Annotated in this window: 14 protein-coding genes and 1 pseudogene; 4 read left to right on the top strand and 11 right to left on the bottom strand. The window is 61.1% G+C overall.

From position 1 onward, the window contains the following. Positions 1-7: 7 nt before the first annotated feature. Together QRN04_RS06115 and QRN04_RS06110 are read left to right on the top strand one after the other, a co-directional pair. The gene (locus QRN04_RS06115) at positions 8-265 is read left to right on the top strand and encodes a hypothetical protein (RefSeq protein WP_133830829.1); all 258 of its coding nucleotides are present in this window, start codon (positions 8-10) and stop codon (positions 263-265) included. 488 nt (positions 266-753) lie between these two features. After that, positions 754-1,248, top strand: coding sequence for an HtaA domain-containing protein (locus QRN04_RS06110; protein WP_242703048.1), 495 nt, complete (start codon positions 754-756; stop codon positions 1,246-1,248). A gap of 132 nt (positions 1,249-1,380) precedes the next feature. On the opposite strand, the pseudogene QRN04_RS06105 reads toward QRN04_RS06110, so the two are convergent. The 11 genes and pseudogenes from QRN04_RS06105 to QRN04_RS06050 all read right to left on the bottom strand — a co-directional run bounded on the left by QRN04_RS06105 (position 1,381) and on the right by QRN04_RS06050 (position 14,666). Continuing rightward, positions 1,381-2,705, bottom strand: a pseudogene (locus QRN04_RS06105) (ISL3 family transposase). A gap of 293 nt (positions 2,706-2,998) precedes the next feature. Next, positions 2,999-3,763, bottom strand: coding sequence for a type 1 glutamine amidotransferase (locus tag QRN04_RS06095; protein WP_133830830.1), 765 nt, complete (start codon positions 3,761-3,763; stop codon positions 2,999-3,001). 207 nt (positions 3,764-3,970) lie between these two features. Beyond that, complete coding sequence (locus QRN04_RS06090; protein WP_133830831.1) at positions 3,971-5,755, bottom strand: helix-turn-helix domain-containing protein; 1,785 nt, start codon at positions 5,753-5,755, stop codon at positions 3,971-3,973. Positions 5,756-5,759: 4 nt separating this feature from the next. Continuing rightward, on the bottom strand, positions 5,760-6,920 hold the full coding sequence (locus tag QRN04_RS06085; RefSeq protein ID WP_242703047.1) for an NAD(P)/FAD-dependent oxidoreductase: 1,161 nt from the start codon (positions 6,918-6,920) through the stop codon (positions 5,760-5,762). Next, on the bottom strand, positions 6,917-7,153 hold the full coding sequence (locus QRN04_RS06080) for a ferredoxin (RefSeq protein WP_133830832.1): 237 nt from the start codon (positions 7,151-7,153) through the stop codon (positions 6,917-6,919). The genes QRN04_RS06085 and QRN04_RS06080 overlap by 4 nt, the downstream gene beginning before the upstream one ends. A 5-nt stretch (positions 7,154-7,158) precedes the next feature. Next, positions 7,159-8,352, bottom strand: a complete 1,194-nt coding sequence (locus QRN04_RS06075; RefSeq protein WP_133830833.1) for a cytochrome P450 — start codon at positions 8,350-8,352, stop codon at positions 7,159-7,161. Continuing rightward, entirely contained in the window at positions 8,349-9,089 is a 741-nt protein-coding gene (locus tag QRN04_RS06070; RefSeq protein WP_133830834.1) for a gamma-glutamyl-gamma-aminobutyrate hydrolase family protein, read from the bottom strand. The genes QRN04_RS06075 and QRN04_RS06070 overlap by 4 nt, the downstream gene beginning before the upstream one ends. 1 nt (position 9,090) lies before the next feature. Then, the gene (locus tag QRN04_RS06065) at positions 9,091-9,864 is read right to left on the bottom strand and encodes an SDR family NAD(P)-dependent oxidoreductase (protein ID WP_133830835.1); all 774 of its coding nucleotides are present in this window, start codon (positions 9,862-9,864) and stop codon (positions 9,091-9,093) included. A 66-nt stretch (positions 9,865-9,930) separates the two neighbouring features. Continuing rightward, the gene (locus tag QRN04_RS06060; RefSeq protein ID WP_243835349.1) at positions 9,931-11,376 is read right to left on the bottom strand and encodes a glutamine synthetase family protein; all 1,446 of its coding nucleotides are present in this window, start codon (positions 11,374-11,376) and stop codon (positions 9,931-9,933) included. A gap of 220 nt (positions 11,377-11,596) precedes the next feature. Next, positions 11,597-13,303 (bottom strand): diflavin oxidoreductase, encoded by a 1,707-nt coding sequence (locus QRN04_RS06055; protein WP_133830836.1) that lies wholly within the window; start codon positions 13,301-13,303, stop codon positions 11,597-11,599. Continuing rightward, a complete protein-coding gene (locus tag QRN04_RS06050; protein ID WP_133830837.1) occupies positions 13,293-14,666 on the bottom strand; it encodes an aldehyde dehydrogenase family protein in 1,374 nt (457 codons plus the stop codon). The genes QRN04_RS06055 and QRN04_RS06050 overlap by 11 nt, the downstream gene beginning before the upstream one ends. A 379-nt stretch (positions 14,667-15,045) precedes the next feature. Here QRN04_RS06050 and QRN04_RS06045 point away from each other — a divergent pair, with 379 nt between their 5' ends. Together QRN04_RS06045 and QRN04_RS06040 are read left to right on the top strand one after the other, a co-directional pair. Beyond that, entirely contained in the window at positions 15,046-16,569 is a 1,524-nt protein-coding gene (locus QRN04_RS06045; RefSeq protein ID WP_133830838.1) for an APC family permease, read from the top strand. 278 nt (positions 16,570-16,847) lie between these two features. Beyond that, positions 16,848-18,218: an aminotransferase family protein gene (locus tag QRN04_RS06040; protein ID WP_284975248.1), complete on the top strand. Its 1,371-nt coding sequence runs from the start codon at positions 16,848-16,850 to the stop codon at positions 18,216-18,218. Positions 18,219-18,275: the final 57 nt, after the last annotated feature.

Here is an 18,275-nt window from a genome sequence, read left to right as displayed (position 1 = left end):
GCATCGAATGGCATTTCACCTGCAACCCAAGTGGCAGCCGCTGATTGGCCAGCCGGTCATTGTTAAACTTCAGGATGAGGAGATCCGGCGCGGAGTTGTCGATGCAGTCACCGACGATGATCAAATCCTGTGGCTCGACAGTGACGGCGCTGAGCCCCGCCGGCTATTTCACCGGGCAGACGGTTTCAACGTGTGGGTCGACTACAAGTGGGAAACCGAGAGGTTCAGCCGTTGCCCTGACTTCCAGCGGGAGGCTGCATCATGAGGGGCGGGCAGTCCAAGGCGGCTGGATACGTACAGCATCGGGAACGGTTTCACAGTGATAATGAATTGTCAGCAGCAATCACCAGGCTGCGTTCCCAACGGGACAACAGTGAAGCGTCAGGTGTTCTTGTCACCTGGCACGGCCCCTGGTCCTACACCCTGGAGCTCTGCCACCGGATTCCTCCCGGGCTCGTCTACGAGTGCATCGCGTCTGAACGACTGAATATGGCACTCTAATTCAGACCCGGCCTGACGGGCCGCGCCCATCAGCGCTCCCCCAGCAGGCTCGTAACCTCAACGACCGTCCTTTCCGATGGGCGCCAGGCACACGGTCCGCGCGAATGATGTGCCCGCAGTACATGTCGATCACCTGAACCGCCACGAAAATGGTCGAAGATGAACAGCCGCAAGCCCCTCCCCTACCTGGTGTGTCAGAGAGCGGGGAGCGCCACCGGCCCTGTGCAACCTGGCAACGACAAAGGAACCCTGATGTCCGAACTCACTGTTGAAAGAGCAGATCTCGGCATGGCATGGGCGGTCAAAGACAGCTTTGTCCGCTACGTGCAGTCCATGCATGACGGACGCATACTCTTGCGTGACGGTGCTGCCGTGACCAATACCCGGCAGTTCTATTTCCCGTTCAAGAGCCTGGACCAGTCTGCCGGTGACCACTTTGTGCTCCAGTTCGGTGGGGAGGCGCGCTTCCTCGCCCACCATGGGCTTATGTCGGTCGCAATTTGCAACCCAAAAATAGAAGTCGGGCCGGACGGGGCATGCCTGTCCATCGAGCAAGGAAACGAGACGGTGCAGCTCGCCGATCTCCGTTTGCCGGCGGTGTCGGTGGAAGACGGCGTAACCATGTGGGCGAATGTCCAGGTAGCGTTGACCAGCGCAGGAGCGGCTGTCTTCGCAGACAGCTACTCAGCCGGAGAGACCCTGGCTCCGCTGACCATGAGAGCACCATCCTTCGTGAAAGTACCGTGACGTCGTCTTTGAGGGAACCTGTTCGACACCGCTTGGGGCCGGTGCTGGGAAACACCTGAAGACACGGGTGCGTTTGTTTGTTGCAAGGAGCTCAAGATACGTAGGCGCTTCAACATACCTGGCCCTTCGCGTTTAGGCATGGTTCGTTTGTTTGATCCGGTAGGGGCGGTGGCCGCCGGCGGCGAGTAGGCATCTAAGTCTGTAGTTAGTGAAGTTGCGGAAGCCACGGGCGATTCTGCGGGTGGTTTCGATGACGCCATTTATCGCTTCGGTGGGTCCATTGGAGGCGCCGTTGGTGTCGAAGTAGGCCAGGATCGCTGCCTTCCATTGTTTGAGCGTCCGGCCCAGTCGTGAGATTTCCGGGATCGGGCAGGACGGGAACGAAGCGATCACTTCGTTGATTAGTTCCCTGCCTCGCTCGGGTCTGGCGTGGTAGATGTTGCGGAGCTTCTGGTAGCACTGCCAGGCCAGGGTGACCTCGTGGTGCGGGTCCCCGAGGGTGAGCTTCGCGTCGAGCCGGGCGGTTTGTTTGTCGGTGAGGTGTTCGGCGCCGACTTGCAGCGCCCGGCGGATGCCGTAGAGCGGATCGCCCTTGCGGCCGCGGTGTCCGAGGGTGTCCTGCTGGACGCGGCGGCGGACCTCATCGACCATGGCCGATCCGAGTTTTACGACGTGGAACGCGTCCAGGACGGTGATGGCTTCTGGCAATTCATCGCGGATTGCGTTCGCGTAGCCACGGAACGGATCCAGGGCCGCTGTCTTGATGCCGGTGGTGAAGGCGGCACCGCGCTCTTTGAGCCAGTCGGCGTAGGCCTTCCCGGACCGTCCTGGAACGAGGTTCAGCAACCGGGCGTGAACTATGCCGCGGGCGTCCCGTGTGTGGTCCACGATCCCGGTGACCATGCCGGATCCCGGCGGGCCCGTGTGTGACCAGACATGCTCGTCGACGCCGAGCGCGTTCACGCCGGCCAGCCGTTCCGTGATGCCGATGCGCCTGGTGGCCTCTGCCTTGATGGCGTCCCAGACGGTGTGCCAGGAAAAGCCGAGCTGATGGGCCAGGGCTGAAACGGAAGTGTCGAAACGCTGCAGCGCGTCGGTCGCCCATGCCACTGCCCGGGCGGTGAGTTTCGCCCGCGGCCCGGCCAACGGGTGTTCCTCGGTGAAGGTGTTCCCCCGGACAGTCCGGGTCGGGGCAGCGCCAGACGCGATTGGCCCACAGCAGCCGCACCGGACGACCGAAACACGGGGTGTCATGGAGACGAACCGGCCGGCGGCCGTGCCCGACCGCGACGACGCCGCAGCCCGGACAGCCACTGAGGGTTTCACCGGTTTCGACGTGCAGAACCAGGCCGTTGGCGGTTGCTGTGACGGAGTTGATGTGGAGGCCCTCGACACCGAGCAGCGCATCCGGCGCGCGTGCACCAGCGGCCACCGGAACAAGACATAGAGTTATTCATGTCAGGGTCTCTTTTGGGTGTTGGTTTGCTTGGCCGCAACCAATTCAAAGAGGCCCTGACCTTATTCCCACCGCACCACGCCGCACCGACAACATCCAATGCCCGGCGGGGACAGTCTCAGCCAGCACTAACCACGCTCATCTGCGAAGGGCCACATACCTGGCGCATCCGATCACGACGGATATGGCATGTTCCCGCCCCCTTGGAATGACTGGTGCCGGGGGCAGGAGGCGCGGCGCCGGATGTCCAGGACACGTCCAAGCCGCAACGGCAGCGCCGCCACACCACTTGGTCTACTGGGAAGCCACTGTTGCGGTCGTTCGGACCAGGTGGGCGAAGCGTCGTGCCATTGCCTCAGTATGCTCCCTCACAATCTGGTCTTGATTCTCGAACGCCTGCATACCATGCCCTGCCCGCTCCATGGCAACCGCGTCATTCTCGTCGACCAGGGATAGCCACTGGCGGTAGACCGCCGGCGACAGCTCAGGGTGAAACTGAACTCCCCACGACATTTCGCCTACCCGGAAAGCCTGATGCGGATATTGGGCGGTCATCCCGAGCCAGACCGCCGAAGGTGGCAGGTGGTCGATCATGTCCCCATGCATGGCCCCGGCGCAGAAAGGGCCCGGTAACCCGGCCATCAGGGGATCCCCGGCCGCCTCGGACCGTAATGCTACCTCTACGACTCCCGCCTCGAGGCCCTGGTCGCCCCTGGTCACCGTACCGCCGAAAGTCTGTGCCATCAGCTGAGCTCCGAGGCATATCCCAAGTGTGGGCTTCCTGTGGCTGGCAGCAGCTGCCATAAGGCTGCGGATGTGGGCAAGCCAGTGATAGACATGGTCGTCCAGCGAGCTCATGTCACCGCCCAGGACCACCAGGGCGTCCTCCCGAAGTATTTCCGGGATCACGTCGTCATTAAATGGCTGGACAATTCTGGTGGTTATACCCTCATCGTGCAGCCACAGGCCGAGACGGTCGATCGGGCAATAGGGATCCGGCTGTATGACGAGGGCCTGCAAAGTGCCGGCGCCTCGGGAAAGATCTGGCTGGTAGGTCATGCTCGAATTCCTTATCGGGCGATCGGAGTTTCCAATACTTCAAGGTAGCGAACGGCATCGCCGCGACCGCAGTGCCATTTGCACATGGAGATCCGAATGTGTGTGCTTGCAGAGCTGAGGCATTGGCGCTTCGGATGGCTGGGGTCGACACTATTCACACCATGGGACGGTCCTTGAACAGGAATTTAGTTTGGGCGGCCGTTGCCGTCACTGAAGAACCGCGCGCTGGCCTTCCCGCACCGCCAACCGTGCGGCAATGCCTGTGGGTAGCCAGTCTCCGGATTCTTCGAAGGAATGACCGATGAGCTGCTCTACGCGCTGGAGGCGTTGCCGGAGCGTGTTGCGGTGGATGTGCAACTTGGAGACCGTGTCCGCAATGGATCCCTTGTTGGATAGCAGCATGGCAACTGTTTCGGCCAACTGGGTTCCATTTTCTGCGTCGTAGCGCATGAGGGACCTGAGTTCAGCGAGCACGTCCTTGATCTCCGCAGACATCCCTTCCCCTACGAGCGGCACGTCCTGCAGATGTTCTATTTCGCTGAAAGAGGTGACCCGTCTCCCGGACGTCCTGGCAACCAGTTCTGTCCATGCCAGTGCGGTCTCGGCGTCGGAAAGCGCAGGCTGCAGGGAAGCGACATCGCGGGCCACCGGACCGAGGCCGGCGAAGGCTGAGACGCCGCGGTGTTCGTCGAGCTCAGAAAGAGTTGTCTCCAGCTTCGCCTTGATCTCCTCTCCCGTACCGGAGGGGGTATCAATAAAGAGCAGGCTGAGGGGTCCCTCCGTGAAGACGAGGGACCGTGGGCCGGCCAGTTCCTGCAGGTAGGGGGCAATGCGCCTGGACACCGCATCCGAGTCGAATTTCAGCCGTTTCACCCGTACCAGGACAGGCAGTGTGCGGCCCTTTGACCAGCCTGACTCCTCCAGAATGCGGGCGAATGTGCTCGTGCCGACGCTTCGAAGCAGGCGTGAAGCATGGGAGGAACCTACCGATTCCAGTTCTACTGCTTCAAACAGGGCGGCCAGTTGGGAGCAAATGGCGCTGAGTCGGTCAAGTTCCCTGGCGGAATAGCGGCGTGGACGGTAGCAGGTGACGATGCCCCGGGTGCTCGTCAGGCCGAAGGAAACAGATATCCGCTCATGTCCGGCGAAGTTGGATTCGATAAATTCGGAGGTTGCTGTTCGTGAGTGAGTGGTTCGAACCACTGTTCCGCTTCGCTCGCCCTTGTCCATTGCGATGGCAGTGGGCGGGGATGTGGCTGGACCACGACCGAAATATTCGATGACGCAACCGTCGGAGCTCATGTGCTTGAGGATCGACTGGGCGGCCACTTGAGCGCATTGCAGAACCGAAGTGGCGGAGTTGATCGGGAAATCTACAAGGAAATGTGCTGCTGCAGACTGACGCCGCAAGTCATCAACAGTCTCAGCCTGCAGCAGGCCGCTGGCAAGCAGCATGCCCACCTCGTCGGCAATCAGCTTTGACTCCCACGTGAAGGTTTCCTCGACATACGACCAGAGGCTGAATACACCCAGGAGCGTCCCGGTCGGAGCCACGATCGGGACTACCAGCATCGAGTTGAAATCTTCTTCCTGCAGTTCGCTGATGCTGACGAACCGCGGATCCTGCTGAATGTTTTTGTTAAGGACAACTGACTGCCGGGTAAGCCCCACCCAGCCGGTTACCCCCTCGCCGAGGCGAAGGGTGACCCTTCCAACTTGCTGGCTCTGCACTCCAGCGGTACCTGCACGCATAACAAGAACTTGTTCCTGTTCATCCCACAGGTAGACGAAAACCCCTGCTGAGTTTGTTGCCCTGGCAACCAGGTCCACTGCCCTTTGAGCAAGCGCGAGCGGATCGGGTCCTTCCATCATGAGCTGCGTGAGCTCAGACAGGGTATCTGCCCGGAGCTCTGCTATTTGGAGTTTTTGGCGATAGTCAGCCGGCAGGACCTCGTTCGGTTGCGGCGCCGCGGGCTCAGCAGGGGTATTCATCTTTTCAGCTTAGGAGGCTCATGCCCATGGAGGCCCGACTGAACTGCCTTGGCGCGTTGACGCCAATCCAGGCCGCCTCCTCCTCCGCGGATCCGATCCGGTACAAGGCGGCGTTGCGTTCCTCGGCAGCGTAGACCTGCACAAGTTCGCCTTCCGGCGGAAGCATCCCGTGTACCTGGACCTTTCGACCAAACTGCTCCGTCCATCCGTACGGAGCCTGTTCCAGTTCCATGGATTCGAAGCCGGCGAAGTATTCAGCCAGGGCTGCACCGTGCCGTTGCGCCTGAGTCCAACTCTCGAACCGCCGAAACGTTCCGTCCTCGGCCTGCCGTGCCGAAACGTCTCCGATAGCGAAGATCCCGTCAGCGATTTCACCGCTGGTCAGCAGCGCCTTCCCGTCGGCAGTGCAACGGACTCCGTTGGAAATGTCGAGGTCGCTGTAGGTCAGCCATTCAGTATTGGGCCGGGCGCCGACAGCGCTGATAACAAGGTCGGCGTGCAGGTCCAGGCCGCTGACCTGGACTGTCCATGCGGCATCGGTTTTCTGAATGGACTCCACAGCAACTCCAAAGTGGGTTACAACACCGGCCGAGTGCATCCATGCCTTTGCTTCTTCCCCCAGATGTCCTGAAAAGAAGCGCTGCATTGGTTGCGGAGCCAGATCCACTACGGTGACCGCAAGCCCACGCTGGGCCAGTGTGGAGGCGAGCTCCGCACCAATGGTTCCGGCGCCGATGATGATCGCACTGGCAGCCCCTGCATCCACGGCATTGCGCAGGGCGAGGGCATCCTCGGCGGTTCTCAGGCTGAGAACGCCTGCCGGCTCTTTTGGCAGTCTGATGGAACCGGCTCCGGATGCGATGACGACCGCGTCAGCCGCCACTTCTCCGAGCTTGTCCAGCAGAACAGTCCGCTTGTCAGGGAGCAGCCCGATCGCCTTTGCGTTGAGGATCGGCGTAGCCTCCGGCCACCACTCGGCCGGTTCGACGGAACCAGTGCCTAAAAGAAACTGCTTGGACAGCGGGGGCCGGTCGTAAGGCGCATTCGGGTCGGAATCTATGACGATAAATTCGCCTGCAAACCCAAGCTCACGGCTGCGTTCAATCAGCATCGCCGATGCAACCGAAGCGCCAATAATCGCGACCCGGTCTGGCAGATGTGTCACGACGCCGAAACCTCTGCGGCTTTTTCGCCGGCCTCGGTCGATTCCCGTTCAAGGATTGCCCGTTCAGGGCAGTTCCGGATGGCCTTGCGGACGTTCGGCTCGTCGCCGCTGTTTTCGCGGCCAGGAATGACGTGCGCATAGCCTTCCTCGTCGATCTCGAAGGTTTCGGGTGCCAGCGCCCAGCACCGGGCGTGGCCCTGGCAACGCCCTCCATCGACCCAAAGTTCTCCCATAGTGATCAAGCTCCAATCTTGAGGGTAAGCGGGCCGACGCCGTGCCACGGCTCGTCGTCATTCGCCCGTTCAAAGTGAGGGACAGCCTTCAGGAATTCCTCCATGGCAATAACCATCTCGGCGCGGCCAAGGTTCGATCCAAGGCACCGGTGGATACCGCCGCCGAAGGCCAGATGGCGGTTGTCTTCACGGTCAATCTTGATTTCATTGGGTTCTTCGTAGACCTCCGGGTCCCGGTTGCCCGCGCCGAAGACGAGCACGACGCGTTCCCCGGCCTTGATCTCCTGGCCACGGACAACTGTGTCTGCTTTTGCTGTGCGGGCCATGGCCTGGACCGGAGAAAGCGTCCGCAGGAACTCCTCGGCAGCTGTGGGGATCAGGTCCGGGTCTTCACGCAACTGCTGCTGGGCGTGCGGGTTGCCGGCAAGGTACCAAAGGGCGGACCGGATTGCCCAGGCGGTCGTATCCAGCCCGGCCAGGAAGAGCAGGTAGCAGTACGACAGCAGTTCTTCACGCGTGAGCTTCCGTCCCTTCACCTCCGCTTTCAGAAGCTGGGTGATCAGATCGTTGCTGGCCTCTGCTTCCGGTCCGGCCTTTTCCCGTTCGTCGAGAAGGCGGTCGAAGTAATCGTTGAGCTCGCGTCCGGCCGCGTAGGCCGTTTCAGGATGGGCCGTGCGCTCATAGATGATCTCATCGATCCACCGGTCGAAAATCGGCCAGTCCTGCTCCGGATATCCGGCCAGGCGGCTAAAGATGATTGTCGGCATCGGGCGGGCAAGCTTCGCCGAGACATCAACGACGTCGCCCGCCGCGAGGACCTCCTGGCAGAGCTGCCGGGCGGTCTCCCGCATTCCCGGGCCCAGCTTGGAAACATTCATGGGAGTGAACATCGGCAGCAGGATCTTGCGGAAGTCAGCGTGGGTCGGCGGATCGATGTCAATCGGGATAAGGGGGACATCGGTGCCGAAGGCAGGGAGGAGCATGGAGGGACCGACAGCGAAAGTGTCAGGATCCTGCTCTGCATTGAAGATGTCTTCGCTCTTGGTGATGTACCAAAAGCCCCCATACTTGTCGCTGTGACCGACAGGACCGTTGGCGAGCATGTCCTGGTAGTCGTCGAAAATGTTGTCGAGTGCCCGTCCGTGGAAGTCAAAGTCTGACTTGTTGTGGCTGAGCCCGCGCTCGGTTTCTGTGCTCATGAGAATTGCTCCTGAAGTAGTTGCTCTGACTGTGCGTGTGCCGCGGCCTTCTCCACGAGATCCACGAAGAGAGCCTTCTGGGCTTCGTCATAATCGACCATGTGTTCGGGATGCCACTGCACCCCGATCAGGCTGGCATCATCGGCTTCGATTGCCTCAATAACATCGCCTTCCCGTCCCACAATGCGAAGGGCTTTCCCGAGCCTTCCCAGGCCCTGGTGGTGGTAGCTGTTCACCGGGATGCTCAGGCCTTTAGCGATCCGGGCAAGTTCGGAATCAGGTTCCAGCTGCACCCTGTGCCACGGTTGGTGCGAAGGGTTGTCCTGCCAGTGCCCTCGGTCCGGGCTTACTTCCTGGACCAGGGTTCCGCCGCGAATGACGTTGACAAGCTGCATTCCCCGGCAGGTCGCCAGGACCGGTATGCCACGAAGCATGGCCTCGTTGTAAAGCTCGATCTCGAAATCGTCCCGGATATCGCAGACGTCATAGACCGTGTCGATCGGGTCCTCGCCATACAGTCGGGGGCTGATGTCGCCGCCGCCGGTGAGGATGAGCCCGTCGAACCCTTCAAGGGCCGCATCGGGGATTGTTGCCGTTGACGGAAGAATGGCAGGACGGCCGCCCGCGGCAAGGACGCCGTTGGCGTAGGCCATGTTCTGGACTGTTGAAGGCATCGGGCCGAAGGCGGTATCGACGGTTTGCCGAGCCGCTGAAATGGCAATAAGGGGCGCCCTCATGTCAGTAAACCAGCCAGCCACCGTCGACGTGGATGGTGGTACCGGTCACCCAGCTGGCCTCGTCGCTGGCCAGGAACGCGACGGCGTTGGCAACGTCGGACGGGCGGCCGATACGTCCGAGCGGCGTACGGTCAAGGAGGAACTTCACGGCCTCTTGGTTCTCCAGCACGGACTTGGTGAACGGGGTCTCGATGAAGCCCGGGGCAACAGCATTGACGCGGATCTTGGAAGCCGCGGTTTCGATGGCCAAAGCCTTCGTGAACATCAGGAGTGCACCCTTGGAAGCGTTGTAATGCACCTGGGGGTGCCCGCTGCTGGCGATGACGATATGGGCCTCGACTGATGTGATGTTGACGATGGCGCTGGTTGAATCGTCGCCTCGGGCGGCGGCGCCCTTCTCCAGCAGCGGACGTGCAGCCTGGCTGACCAGGAACGGGCCTGTGGAGTTCACGGCGAAGACCTGGTCCCATTCGGCAACGCCGAGGTCATCGAAGTTGCTGCCCTTGACGATGCCTGCGTTGTTGACGAGGGTGTCGAGCCGGCCGAACTTGGCATCGATCTCGGCCATGCCGCTGCCGACCGAAGCCTCGTCGGCGACGTCCATAACAACAGGAACCATTTCCGGGTGCTGGCCAACCAGGCGCTCGAGCGCGGCCTCGTCACGGTCGAGGGCTACGACGGTAGCGCCCTCCTTGAGCAGCTTTTCTGCGATGGCAAGGCCGTTTCCGGACGCGGCTCCGGTGACTGCGGCGATCTTTCCGGGGTGAGTAGTCATTGGGTGTTTCTTCTTTCTTGGTAAGGAAAATGGTGGATTGAACGCTTCTCAGCGCTGCACTGGGCGCTAGATTCGTTCCAGGTAACGTGCGATTTCGAAGTCGGTGACACTGGTCTGAAGCTTGCGGAGCTCCCAGCGCCTCGTCTGGACGTAGTGCGTGACGAAGGTTTCACCGAAGTACTCCTTGGCGACCTCGCTCTTCTCGAACTGTTCGATGGCCTGGCCGAGTGTTGCGGGGAGCTCCTTTACCTGGTGTCCCTCCTCCAGGGCGTATGCGTTGCCTACCACCCGCTTGGGAGCGGTCATCTTTGTGTCCACGCCGTGCAGGCCGGCGGCGATGCTGGCAGCGATGACCAGGTAAGGATTGGCGTCAGCGCCAGGTACCCGGTTTTCGATGCGCGCAGCACTGCCCGTTGACGGGATGGACCTGATGGCAACCGTACGGTTGTCCAGGCCCCAGGTGGCGCTGGATCCGGCCCATTGCCCGCCTTCGGTCCGCTTATAGGAGTTGATGGTGGGCAGGTAGAGGGCGGTAAGCTCCGGCGCCGTCTCGACGACGCCCGCCAGGTAGTTGTACCCGACGGCGCTCAGCTCGCCGGGCTCCTCGGCATTGGCGAAAGCTGACTTGCCGGATTCCGGATCCCAGAGACTCTGGTGCATGTGCCCGGAGGAGCCGGCCCACTCCGGGTTGATCTTGGCCATGAACGATGCCGTGTAGCCGGCTTCAGCTGCGACCTCCTTGACGGTGGCCTTAAGCCGGAGGGCGTTGTCCGCGGCTGCGAGAGCATCCGAGTAGTGGATGTTCATCTCGAACTGGCCCGGGCCGTTTTCGCTGTTGCTGGCCTCGATGAAAATACCCTGCTCAGACAGGCGGCGGCGGATCTCGCCGATGAGGAACTCGGTGCCTGTGTCCCTGACGAGGCTGTAGGTGTGGCTGCCAGCCGTGATGGGAGTCAGGTCACGCCAGCCGTTGGCGGCAAGCTCGGTTGGAGTCCCCTTGAACAGGTAAAACTCGAACTCGTAGGCGCAGACCGGCGAGTAACCGAGGTCTTCGGCTTTCTTCACAACCCGCTTAAGAATGCTCCGGGGACAGATCGCCGCCGGCTCGCCGGACATTTCGTAGGCATCGCAAATGACGGATGCGACCCCAGGTTCCCCCGGAACAACCTTCAGGGTGTTGAGATCCGGCAGCAGGGTCACGTCAGGGTAGCCCGAGTCCCACCCCGTGTAGCTGAGATCAGAAATGATCTCATCCTGAATGTCCCAGCCGAAGATGATGTTGCAGATGTTTGTGCCGCGCTCAGCGACACTTTCCAGGAAGTACCGGGCGGGGATGCGCTTGCCGCGCCACACACCGTCCAGGTCCACGACGCCCACTTTGAAGGTTTTGATGTCGTTTTCGGAGACGAACTTTTGCAGTTCGTCGTGGGCTGACCCTGCGGCGGTTTTATCCTGCATGTCGATTGCCTCGAGTTCTTGGAGGTCCTCCGGGACCTGTGTGATCGGATTCACTGTGTACCTCTTTATCCTCATTGATATCGGTTACTAAAGACACTAAATGCGGGGTCTCGCGGGCGTATGTGCAAAGTGCACATCATGATTGCCGGCTACATGCATTCGGTAAGCCACGTCACATTTGAGACCGCGTCCCTGCACTCAGGCCAAGGCTTTGTTGTGTTCCTGCCCGGTTCCAGGGGTGCGAAAATCCCCGGAACCGAGCGGGCAGGCAGGCTTAGTAGACGTCCTTGACGTAACGTCCTTCGCCTTTCATGGACTGCAGGTAGTCGTGCGCCAATTCGGGCGTCATTCCACCGTGGCTGATGAGCACGGCCAGCAAGGCTTCGTCAACGTCAGGTGCTATCTGTTTGCCGCCGCACACGTAGACCGAAGCACCGCCCGACAGCCAGGCAAAAACGTCTTCACCTTCCTCGCGGATCCTGTCCTGGACGTAGACCTTGCCCTGTTGATCCCGGGAAAACGCCAGGCTGAGCCGGTCCAGCACTCCATTGGTCTGCAGTTCTTCCATTTCATCCTGATAGAGCCAGGACGGCTTCTCGTGACGGTCCCCGAAGAGCAGCCAGTTCCGTCCCCGGGCCTGTGAGACTTCGCGCTCACGAAGGAAGCCGCGGAACGGGGCAATTCCGACGCCTGGGCCGATCATGATCACATCAGTTGAGCTGTCGTCGGGCAGGTGGAACTCGTGGGCCGGCAGCGGGAACACTTTCATGGCCGTCTTGGTTTCCGCGGCGGACTGGAGGAAACCGCTGCAAGCGCCCGAATGCCGGCGCCCGGCAGCCTCGTACCGCACGGAAGAGACCGTCAGGTGGACACGGTCACCGTCAGCAAGTGGACTGGATGCGATGGAGTAAGACCGGTGCTGCAAAGGCCGCAGCATTGGGATGAACTCGTGCGGATCAACATCTGTTGATCTCGTTTCCTGCAGGACGTCCAGCATGTCCCGTCCCCACAGCCAATTCTCCAACGCCAGGCGATCACCGGACTCGACGAGGTTCCGCACGGGATGATCGGGCGCGAGATCTTCAACCAGCCAGGCCACGATGCCCAGATGAGGCAGCCGAAGCTCATAGTCGTTTTGGAGGGACTCGCGTACTGTCTTGCCGTCGTTACCGAACACCTCGCTTCCCTCGAGGCCCAGAAAGGCGAGGAGGTCATCGACGAGCTCGCCGGAGTTGGCCGGGATTACGGCGAGTGAGTCACCCGGCCGGTAGTTGCGGCCGTCGCCGCTGACCTCCAGCTCATAGTGCCAGACCTCTTTTTCAGACTCCGGAGCGCTCAGGAGGCGGGCCTCGACGACAGTGGCCGTATCAGGTTCCCGGCGGGTGGTTTTGGGCTGCTCAGCGGGCGTTGTTCCCGGGGCGGAGGAGGCTTGCGGGGTTTTGCCTGGCTTCTTGGGAACAACTGTCTTGAAGGTCTCAAGCATGCCCTTGATCCACTTGCCCGACGTCAGGTCATAGTCGACATCGCAGTCAAGGCGGTCAAGGATCCGCTTGCCGCCGAGTTCGCCAAGACGTGTGTCAAGGTCGATGCCGGCCTTGCAGAAGTCTTCGTACATCGAGTCGCCAATGGCAAGGACCGCGAAGGGCACATCCTCAAAGAGGTCTGCGCCAGCGCTCTGAAGTTGATCCCAAAACGGTTGCGCGTTATCGGGCATGTGGCCGTTGTCGTGTGTGGCGGTAACGATCAGCAGCCGGTCCTTGCGCGCCGCATCTTCGGGGGTGAGCATGTCCAGGCTCATCAGCTCGGCTGCATAGCCCTGGGCGTTTGCCTTGTCCACGATCTTGGATGCCAGGAATTCTGCGTTCCCGGTCTGGCTGCCGTAAAGCACGCTCAGGGTCTGCACAGCACTGTCTGTTGCACCGGAAACTTCGGAAGAGATGCCTTGGTCGGTGCGGACCAGTTCCCCTGTCTCAGTTGTCACGATCAGTCCTTACAAAGACGGTTTTGAGTTCGGTGTAGGCCTCGATGGCTGCCTGGCCCAGTCCGCGGCCGATGCCGGACTGCTTGAAGCCGCCGAAGGGCGTTTGCATCCGGATCGAAGAGTTGGAGTTGACGGACAGAGCCCCGGACTCCACTCCCCGTGCTGTCCTGAGTGCCTGGCCTACATCGTTGGTCCAGATGGAGCCGCTGAGCCCGTAGATGGAGCTGTTTGCCAGGGCGATGGCTTCTTCCTCGGTGTCAAAGGGGATGACCGAGGCGATGGGGCCGAAGATCTCATCAGTTGCCACCCGGCTCTTGGGGTCCGGCGCAATAACGATCCGCGGTGCCATCCAGAAGCCGGGACCCTCCGGTGCCTCGCCTGCGGTGACAACGTTCAGTCCGTCACCGAGGAAGCTGGACACGGATTCGCGGTGGCTGGCCGATACCAGAGGGCCGAGATTTGTTGTGGCATCGAGCGGGTTACCGATCTTCAGGGCGCGGGTCGTTTCGATGAACCCTTCAACGAACTCGTCGAAGACTCCCCGCTGAACGAGAAAACGGCTGCGGGCGCAGCAGTCCTGACCAGTGTTGTCGAAGACAGACATAGGCGCCGCCTGGACGCACTTTGCAAGGTCTACGTCGTTGTAGACGATGCTGGCGGACTTGCCACCCAGTTCGAGGGTGACCCGTTTCATCGTCTTGGACGCTGCCTGGATAATCGACCGGCCGGTTTCGGTGGAACCGGTGAAACTGACCTTGTTAACGCCGGGGTGTTCGGCAAGGGCGTTACCGACGCGTGCCCCAGAGCCGGTGAGGACCTGCAGCGCGTCGCCGACGACGCCCAGTTCGTTCACGATTTGGCCAAGACGGACAGTGGACAGCGGGGTGAGGGCCGCAGGCTTAACGATTACGGCGTTGCCGCAGGCGAGGGCAGGTGCGATACCCCATGACGCGATCGGCAGAGGGAAGTTCCACGGGGAGATGACGGCTACGACGCCCATCGGCTCACGGAAGGTCATGCTGATGCCACCGTCGACGGGAATGGTGTCGCCGAGGATCTTGTCGATAATGCCCGCGTAGTACTTGAAGCATTCGGCTACTCCGAGCACTTCCTGCCGGGCGGCGGCCAGCGGTTTGCCCACGTCGGTTGATTCGAGCAAGGCCAGCTCGTCGGTGTGCGCGATGACAGCGTCCGCGATGGCCCAGAGGGCGTCACGGCGTTCGGCGATAGGCTTCCGCGCCCAAATGCTCTGCGCCTTCCGGGCACGCTCGACGGCCGCGTCAACCTCAGCCAAGTCGTACGAAGGGACTTCACCAATCAGTTCCTCTGTAGCGGGGTTGTAAACGGAAATAATGCTGCTCATACTCGGGTGCTCCTTCAGGAGAGTGGATTTCGTCAAAGATTCCTAGTCCCATGTGGAGTCTGGGAAGCTCCGTTGGTATCGAGCATGCCCGGGCTCCGGCCAGGGAGCGAGTGCGACGGGCACCACATCGATGTCAGGCATGTGCAACCTGCACACCGGGGTGACATGCGCCAAAACTGTGCATTGCGACCATGAGCGGTGGGGATAGTGTGCAGAGCTGACACAGCAGCGTGTAAGGAGCGACTTTAGGCTGTAACCCAGTTCACAGCAGCCGTGGCAAGGGGGCCACGACTGCAGTTGGATTTCAGCGGTGCTACTCATTTTCGCCCTGTCGAAAGCATCGTGAAATGACTAGGCTTCAAACGTCCGGGAGGGACGAATGGCAACTAATAATGTTCAATTTGAGCCGGTGGATGCCGGACCCAACGGACTCCTGACCCCCGACAAGTTACTCGGCCGCGGGCTAGGTGTCGGATCAATCGTGTTCATGGTTGTGGCTGGTGCCGCACCGATGACAGCTGTCGTGGCCGGCTGGCCTGTGGTGGTATCTGCCTCGGAAAGCACGGGCGGTCCACTGTTCTTCCTCATCGCCACGGCGATCCTGTTTCTGTTCGCGATTGGCTTCACGCGTATGACGCCGTTCGTGAAAAATGCGGGGGCCTTTTACTCCTACATACAGACTGGCCTCGGCCGGGGCATGGGGCTAGGGGCTTCCACCTTTGCACTGGGTACTTACCTGCTCCTGTTTCTTGCGCTGTGTTCATACTTGGGATCAGCGGCCCAGACCACTGTTCACGATCTGGGCGGCCCGGATCTGCCTTGGTGGCTGTGCAGTCTGGTGCTGATGGCGATCTGCGGTGCTCTTGCGTACCGGGACGTCGAGCTCTCCGCCAAGGTGCTGGGTGTGGTCCTGGTCATTGAAACGGTCGTTCTGTTGGCAGTAAACATCGGGGTGGTTGTCCACGGCGGTGCGGAAGGTTTGAGCGGTGACTCACTGTCCCCCGCCCGTCTGGGTGAAGGTGTCCCGCCGCTGGGCGTCATGTTTGCCTTCTTCTCATTCATTGGTTTTGAGGCCACCGCTGTTTTCCGCAACGAAGCGCGTGACCCCGACCGCACAATACCGCGCGCAACGTACATCGCCGTCCTCGCTGTCGGCATCTTCTACACGTTCACCGCATGGGCCATGCAGGCCGGTATCGGTGACAGCAACATCGTTGAAGTGGCTACGAATGATCCCACCAGCATCGTGGTCGGTTTGGCCGCGAAGTACGTCTCCCCTGTCCTGGCAACTCTCCTTCAAGTCTTCCTGATCAGCAGCCTCTTCGCCTGCATTCTCACGTTCCAGAACGTGCTGACGCGCTACCTGTTCACCCTCGGAACGCAGGGCGTGCTCCCCTCCGGGCTTGGCACGGTCCATCCCCGACACCGAGCTCCTTCCAGGGCCTCGTTGACTGTGTCGGTCGTGGCAATTGCCCTGCTTGGGGTCGAGGCGCTCCTCGGGCTAGACCCGGTGACGCAGGCGTACACCTGGTTTTCGGGATCAGCAACACTCGGCGTGGTGGTTCTGATGGCCCTCACGTCATTCTCGGTGCTCGTGTTCTTCCGGAGAAAGGCAACAGGAAAGCTGTGGGCCACGCTGTTTGCTCCCGCTCTTGCTGTGATCGGTCTCGGCGCGATTGTCTTCCTGGTCGTGCAGAACTTTGGGCTTCTTGTCGGCGGTGACCTGGCTGCAGGCATCCTGCTAACGGTCATGGGAGCCCTGTTTGTCGGCGGTTTGGTGACCGCACTGGTGATGCGCTCAAAACGGCCCGAAGCATACGCCGCGCTTCTGCCCCCGGTATCAAGCCAGGAGCACGAACCGGCCAAAAGCGAGAACTGCGCTACGGCGGAAAACAAGAGCTAACCCCCCGGGATTCCGGACTCGTGCCGGGCCCGAGGCACTGCTGTGGTGACCTCCAGAACGACGTCACCACAGCAGTGCCGAACCCGTTGATCTCTGATCACCCCACTTCTGGTCATACCTGACGGGGTCAACTCGATGGCCCGGCCTGCATCTTCTGAGGCCTGTGCAACACCGCCGGACCTCCACTGAGGCAAGCGACCATCTATCAGCCCTGGTACAAACGCCTCAGAAGGCTCGCCAGGACAGTAAAGGAGTATTCCATTTCTGAGAGCGCTCTGTTGAAGCAGACCATTGATAAGACATACCCGGTGGTCACCCATGGCCGGGGGGTCTACTTGTATGACTCAGCCGGTCTGCAGTACCTGGACGGGTGCAGCGGGGCCATGACTGCAAACATCGGCCATGGCGTAGAAGAAGTTGCAGAGGCGATGAAGGCGCAGTCATGCCGGGTGGCCTTTACTTACCGAACCCAGTTCACGAATGTGCCCGCCGAGGCCTTGGCAAGGCGGCTCACCGATCTGGCACCGGGAGACCTTGACTGGGCATTCTTCGTCAACAGCGGATCAGAGGCGTCCGAGTTCGCCATCCGGACAGCAGTCAGCTACTGGCGCGAAAGGGGGCTCCCGGGCAAAGTCAAAGTTCTCGGCCGGAACATCAGCTATCACGGCATGACCATGGGAGCCCTGTCAATGTCGGGACATGCAGCACGCCGCCCCGACTACGGGCCGTTGTTGCATGCGTTCTCCTTCGCCCCGCCGGCCTACGCGTATCGCTTCGCGCAGCCGGGCGAGAACGAAGAAGCATACGCGCTGCGGGCTGCGCAAGCCTTCGAAGATGCCATTCGGAACGAGGACCCTGGCACGGTCGCAGCAGTGATCGTGGAACCGATCGTTGGAGCCGCCGGCGGGGTCCTGACGCCTCCGGCTAGCTACCTCTCCCGGTTGCGCGAAATCTGTGACCGGTTGAATGTGCTGCTGATCATTGATGAGGTCATCACGGGCGTCGGGCGGACGGGAGATTGGTTTGCGAGTTCCTACGAGAACGTCGTCCCGGACCTTCTTCTCATCGGTAAAGGATTAAGTGCCGGTTATTCCCCTGTTGCCGGCGTCCTGCTCCGAGGCCATGTTGTCGAGGCGCTCAGGGAAGGCAGCGGTGTCGCTCCGTTCGGGCACACCTTTTCGGGGAATCCCCTGGGGGCAGCCACCTGCCTGGCGGTCCTGGACTTCATGGAACGCCGGAACGTCCTTGCAAACGTCCGGCAGCGGGGGAAGCAGCTCAAAGAAGGACTGCTCTCCCTGGCAGCCAGGTACCACTGCATGGCCGATGTCCGTGGCCGGGGCCTGCTGTGGGGCTTCGAGTTCGTTACGGACCAGGAAAGCAAGCAGGCGCCCGATCCTGCGCTCGGAGCGGCCAACACCTTCGTGCAGGAATGCCTCGCCCAGGGGCTTATTGTCTATCCGGCAGGCATTGCTCCGCTGAACAACGCGGTGATCCTGTCCCCGCCCTTGGTGATCAGCGAAGAGGAGACCCGGGTACTGCTGGCGAAGCTGGAGGAAGCCCTTCGCGCCATGGAACACCATGTTGAGCGGTGGGCCGCTGTGGATGACAGCCGGAGCGGATCCCGAGTTGGAAGCGGAAGCTGTCTTTAATCCCTGTCATTCCACCATGTGCCGACGCTGGTCACCTTGCACATAGTGGCCGTAAAG

The sequence above is a fragment of the Arthrobacter sp. efr-133-TYG-104 genome (genome assembly GCF_030208915.1).
In the GTDB taxonomy this organism is placed as follows: Bacteria; Actinomycetota; Actinomycetes; order Actinomycetales; family Micrococcaceae; genus Arthrobacter.
Note: the sequence above shows the minus strand (reverse complement) of the source record. Positions and strands in the feature narration are given on the sequence as shown.

What these genes read in the sequence shown, in the direction of transcription:
- QRN04_RS06045 (WP_133830838.1), top strand. Translation starts at nt 15,046, where the DNA reads ATGGCAACTAATAATGTTCAATTTGAGCCGGTGGATGCCGGACCCAAC.
- QRN04_RS06050 (WP_133830837.1), bottom strand. Translation starts at nt 14,666, where the DNA reads ATGAGCAGCATTATTTCCGTTTACAACCCCGCTACAGAGGAACTGATT.
- QRN04_RS06065 (WP_133830835.1), bottom strand. Translation starts at nt 9,864, where the DNA reads ATGACTACTCACCCCGGAAAGATCGCCGCAGTCACCGGAGCCGCGTCC.
- QRN04_RS06070 (WP_133830834.1), bottom strand. Translation starts at nt 9,089, where the DNA reads ATGAGGGCGCCCCTTATTGCCATTTCAGCGGCTCGGCAAACCGTCGAT.
- QRN04_RS06075 (WP_133830833.1), bottom strand. Translation starts at nt 8,352, where the DNA reads ATGAGCACAGAAACCGAGCGCGGGCTCAGCCACAACAAGTCAGACTTT.
- QRN04_RS06080 (WP_133830832.1), bottom strand. Translation starts at nt 7,153, where the DNA reads ATGGGAGAACTTTGGGTCGATGGAGGGCGTTGCCAGGGCCACGCCCGG.
- QRN04_RS06110 (WP_242703048.1), top strand. Translation starts at nt 754, where the DNA reads ATGTCCGAACTCACTGTTGAAAGAGCAGATCTCGGCATGGCATGGGCG.
- QRN04_RS06095 (WP_133830830.1), bottom strand. Translation starts at nt 3,763, where the DNA reads ATGACCTACCAGCCAGATCTTTCCCGAGGCGCCGGCACTTTGCAGGCC.
- QRN04_RS06090 (WP_133830831.1), bottom strand. Translation starts at nt 5,755, where the DNA reads ATGAATACCCCTGCTGAGCCCGCGGCGCCGCAACCGAACGAGGTCCTG.
- QRN04_RS06115 (WP_133830829.1), top strand. Translation starts at nt 8, where the DNA reads ATGGCATTTCACCTGCAACCCAAGTGGCAGCCGCTGATTGGCCAGCCG.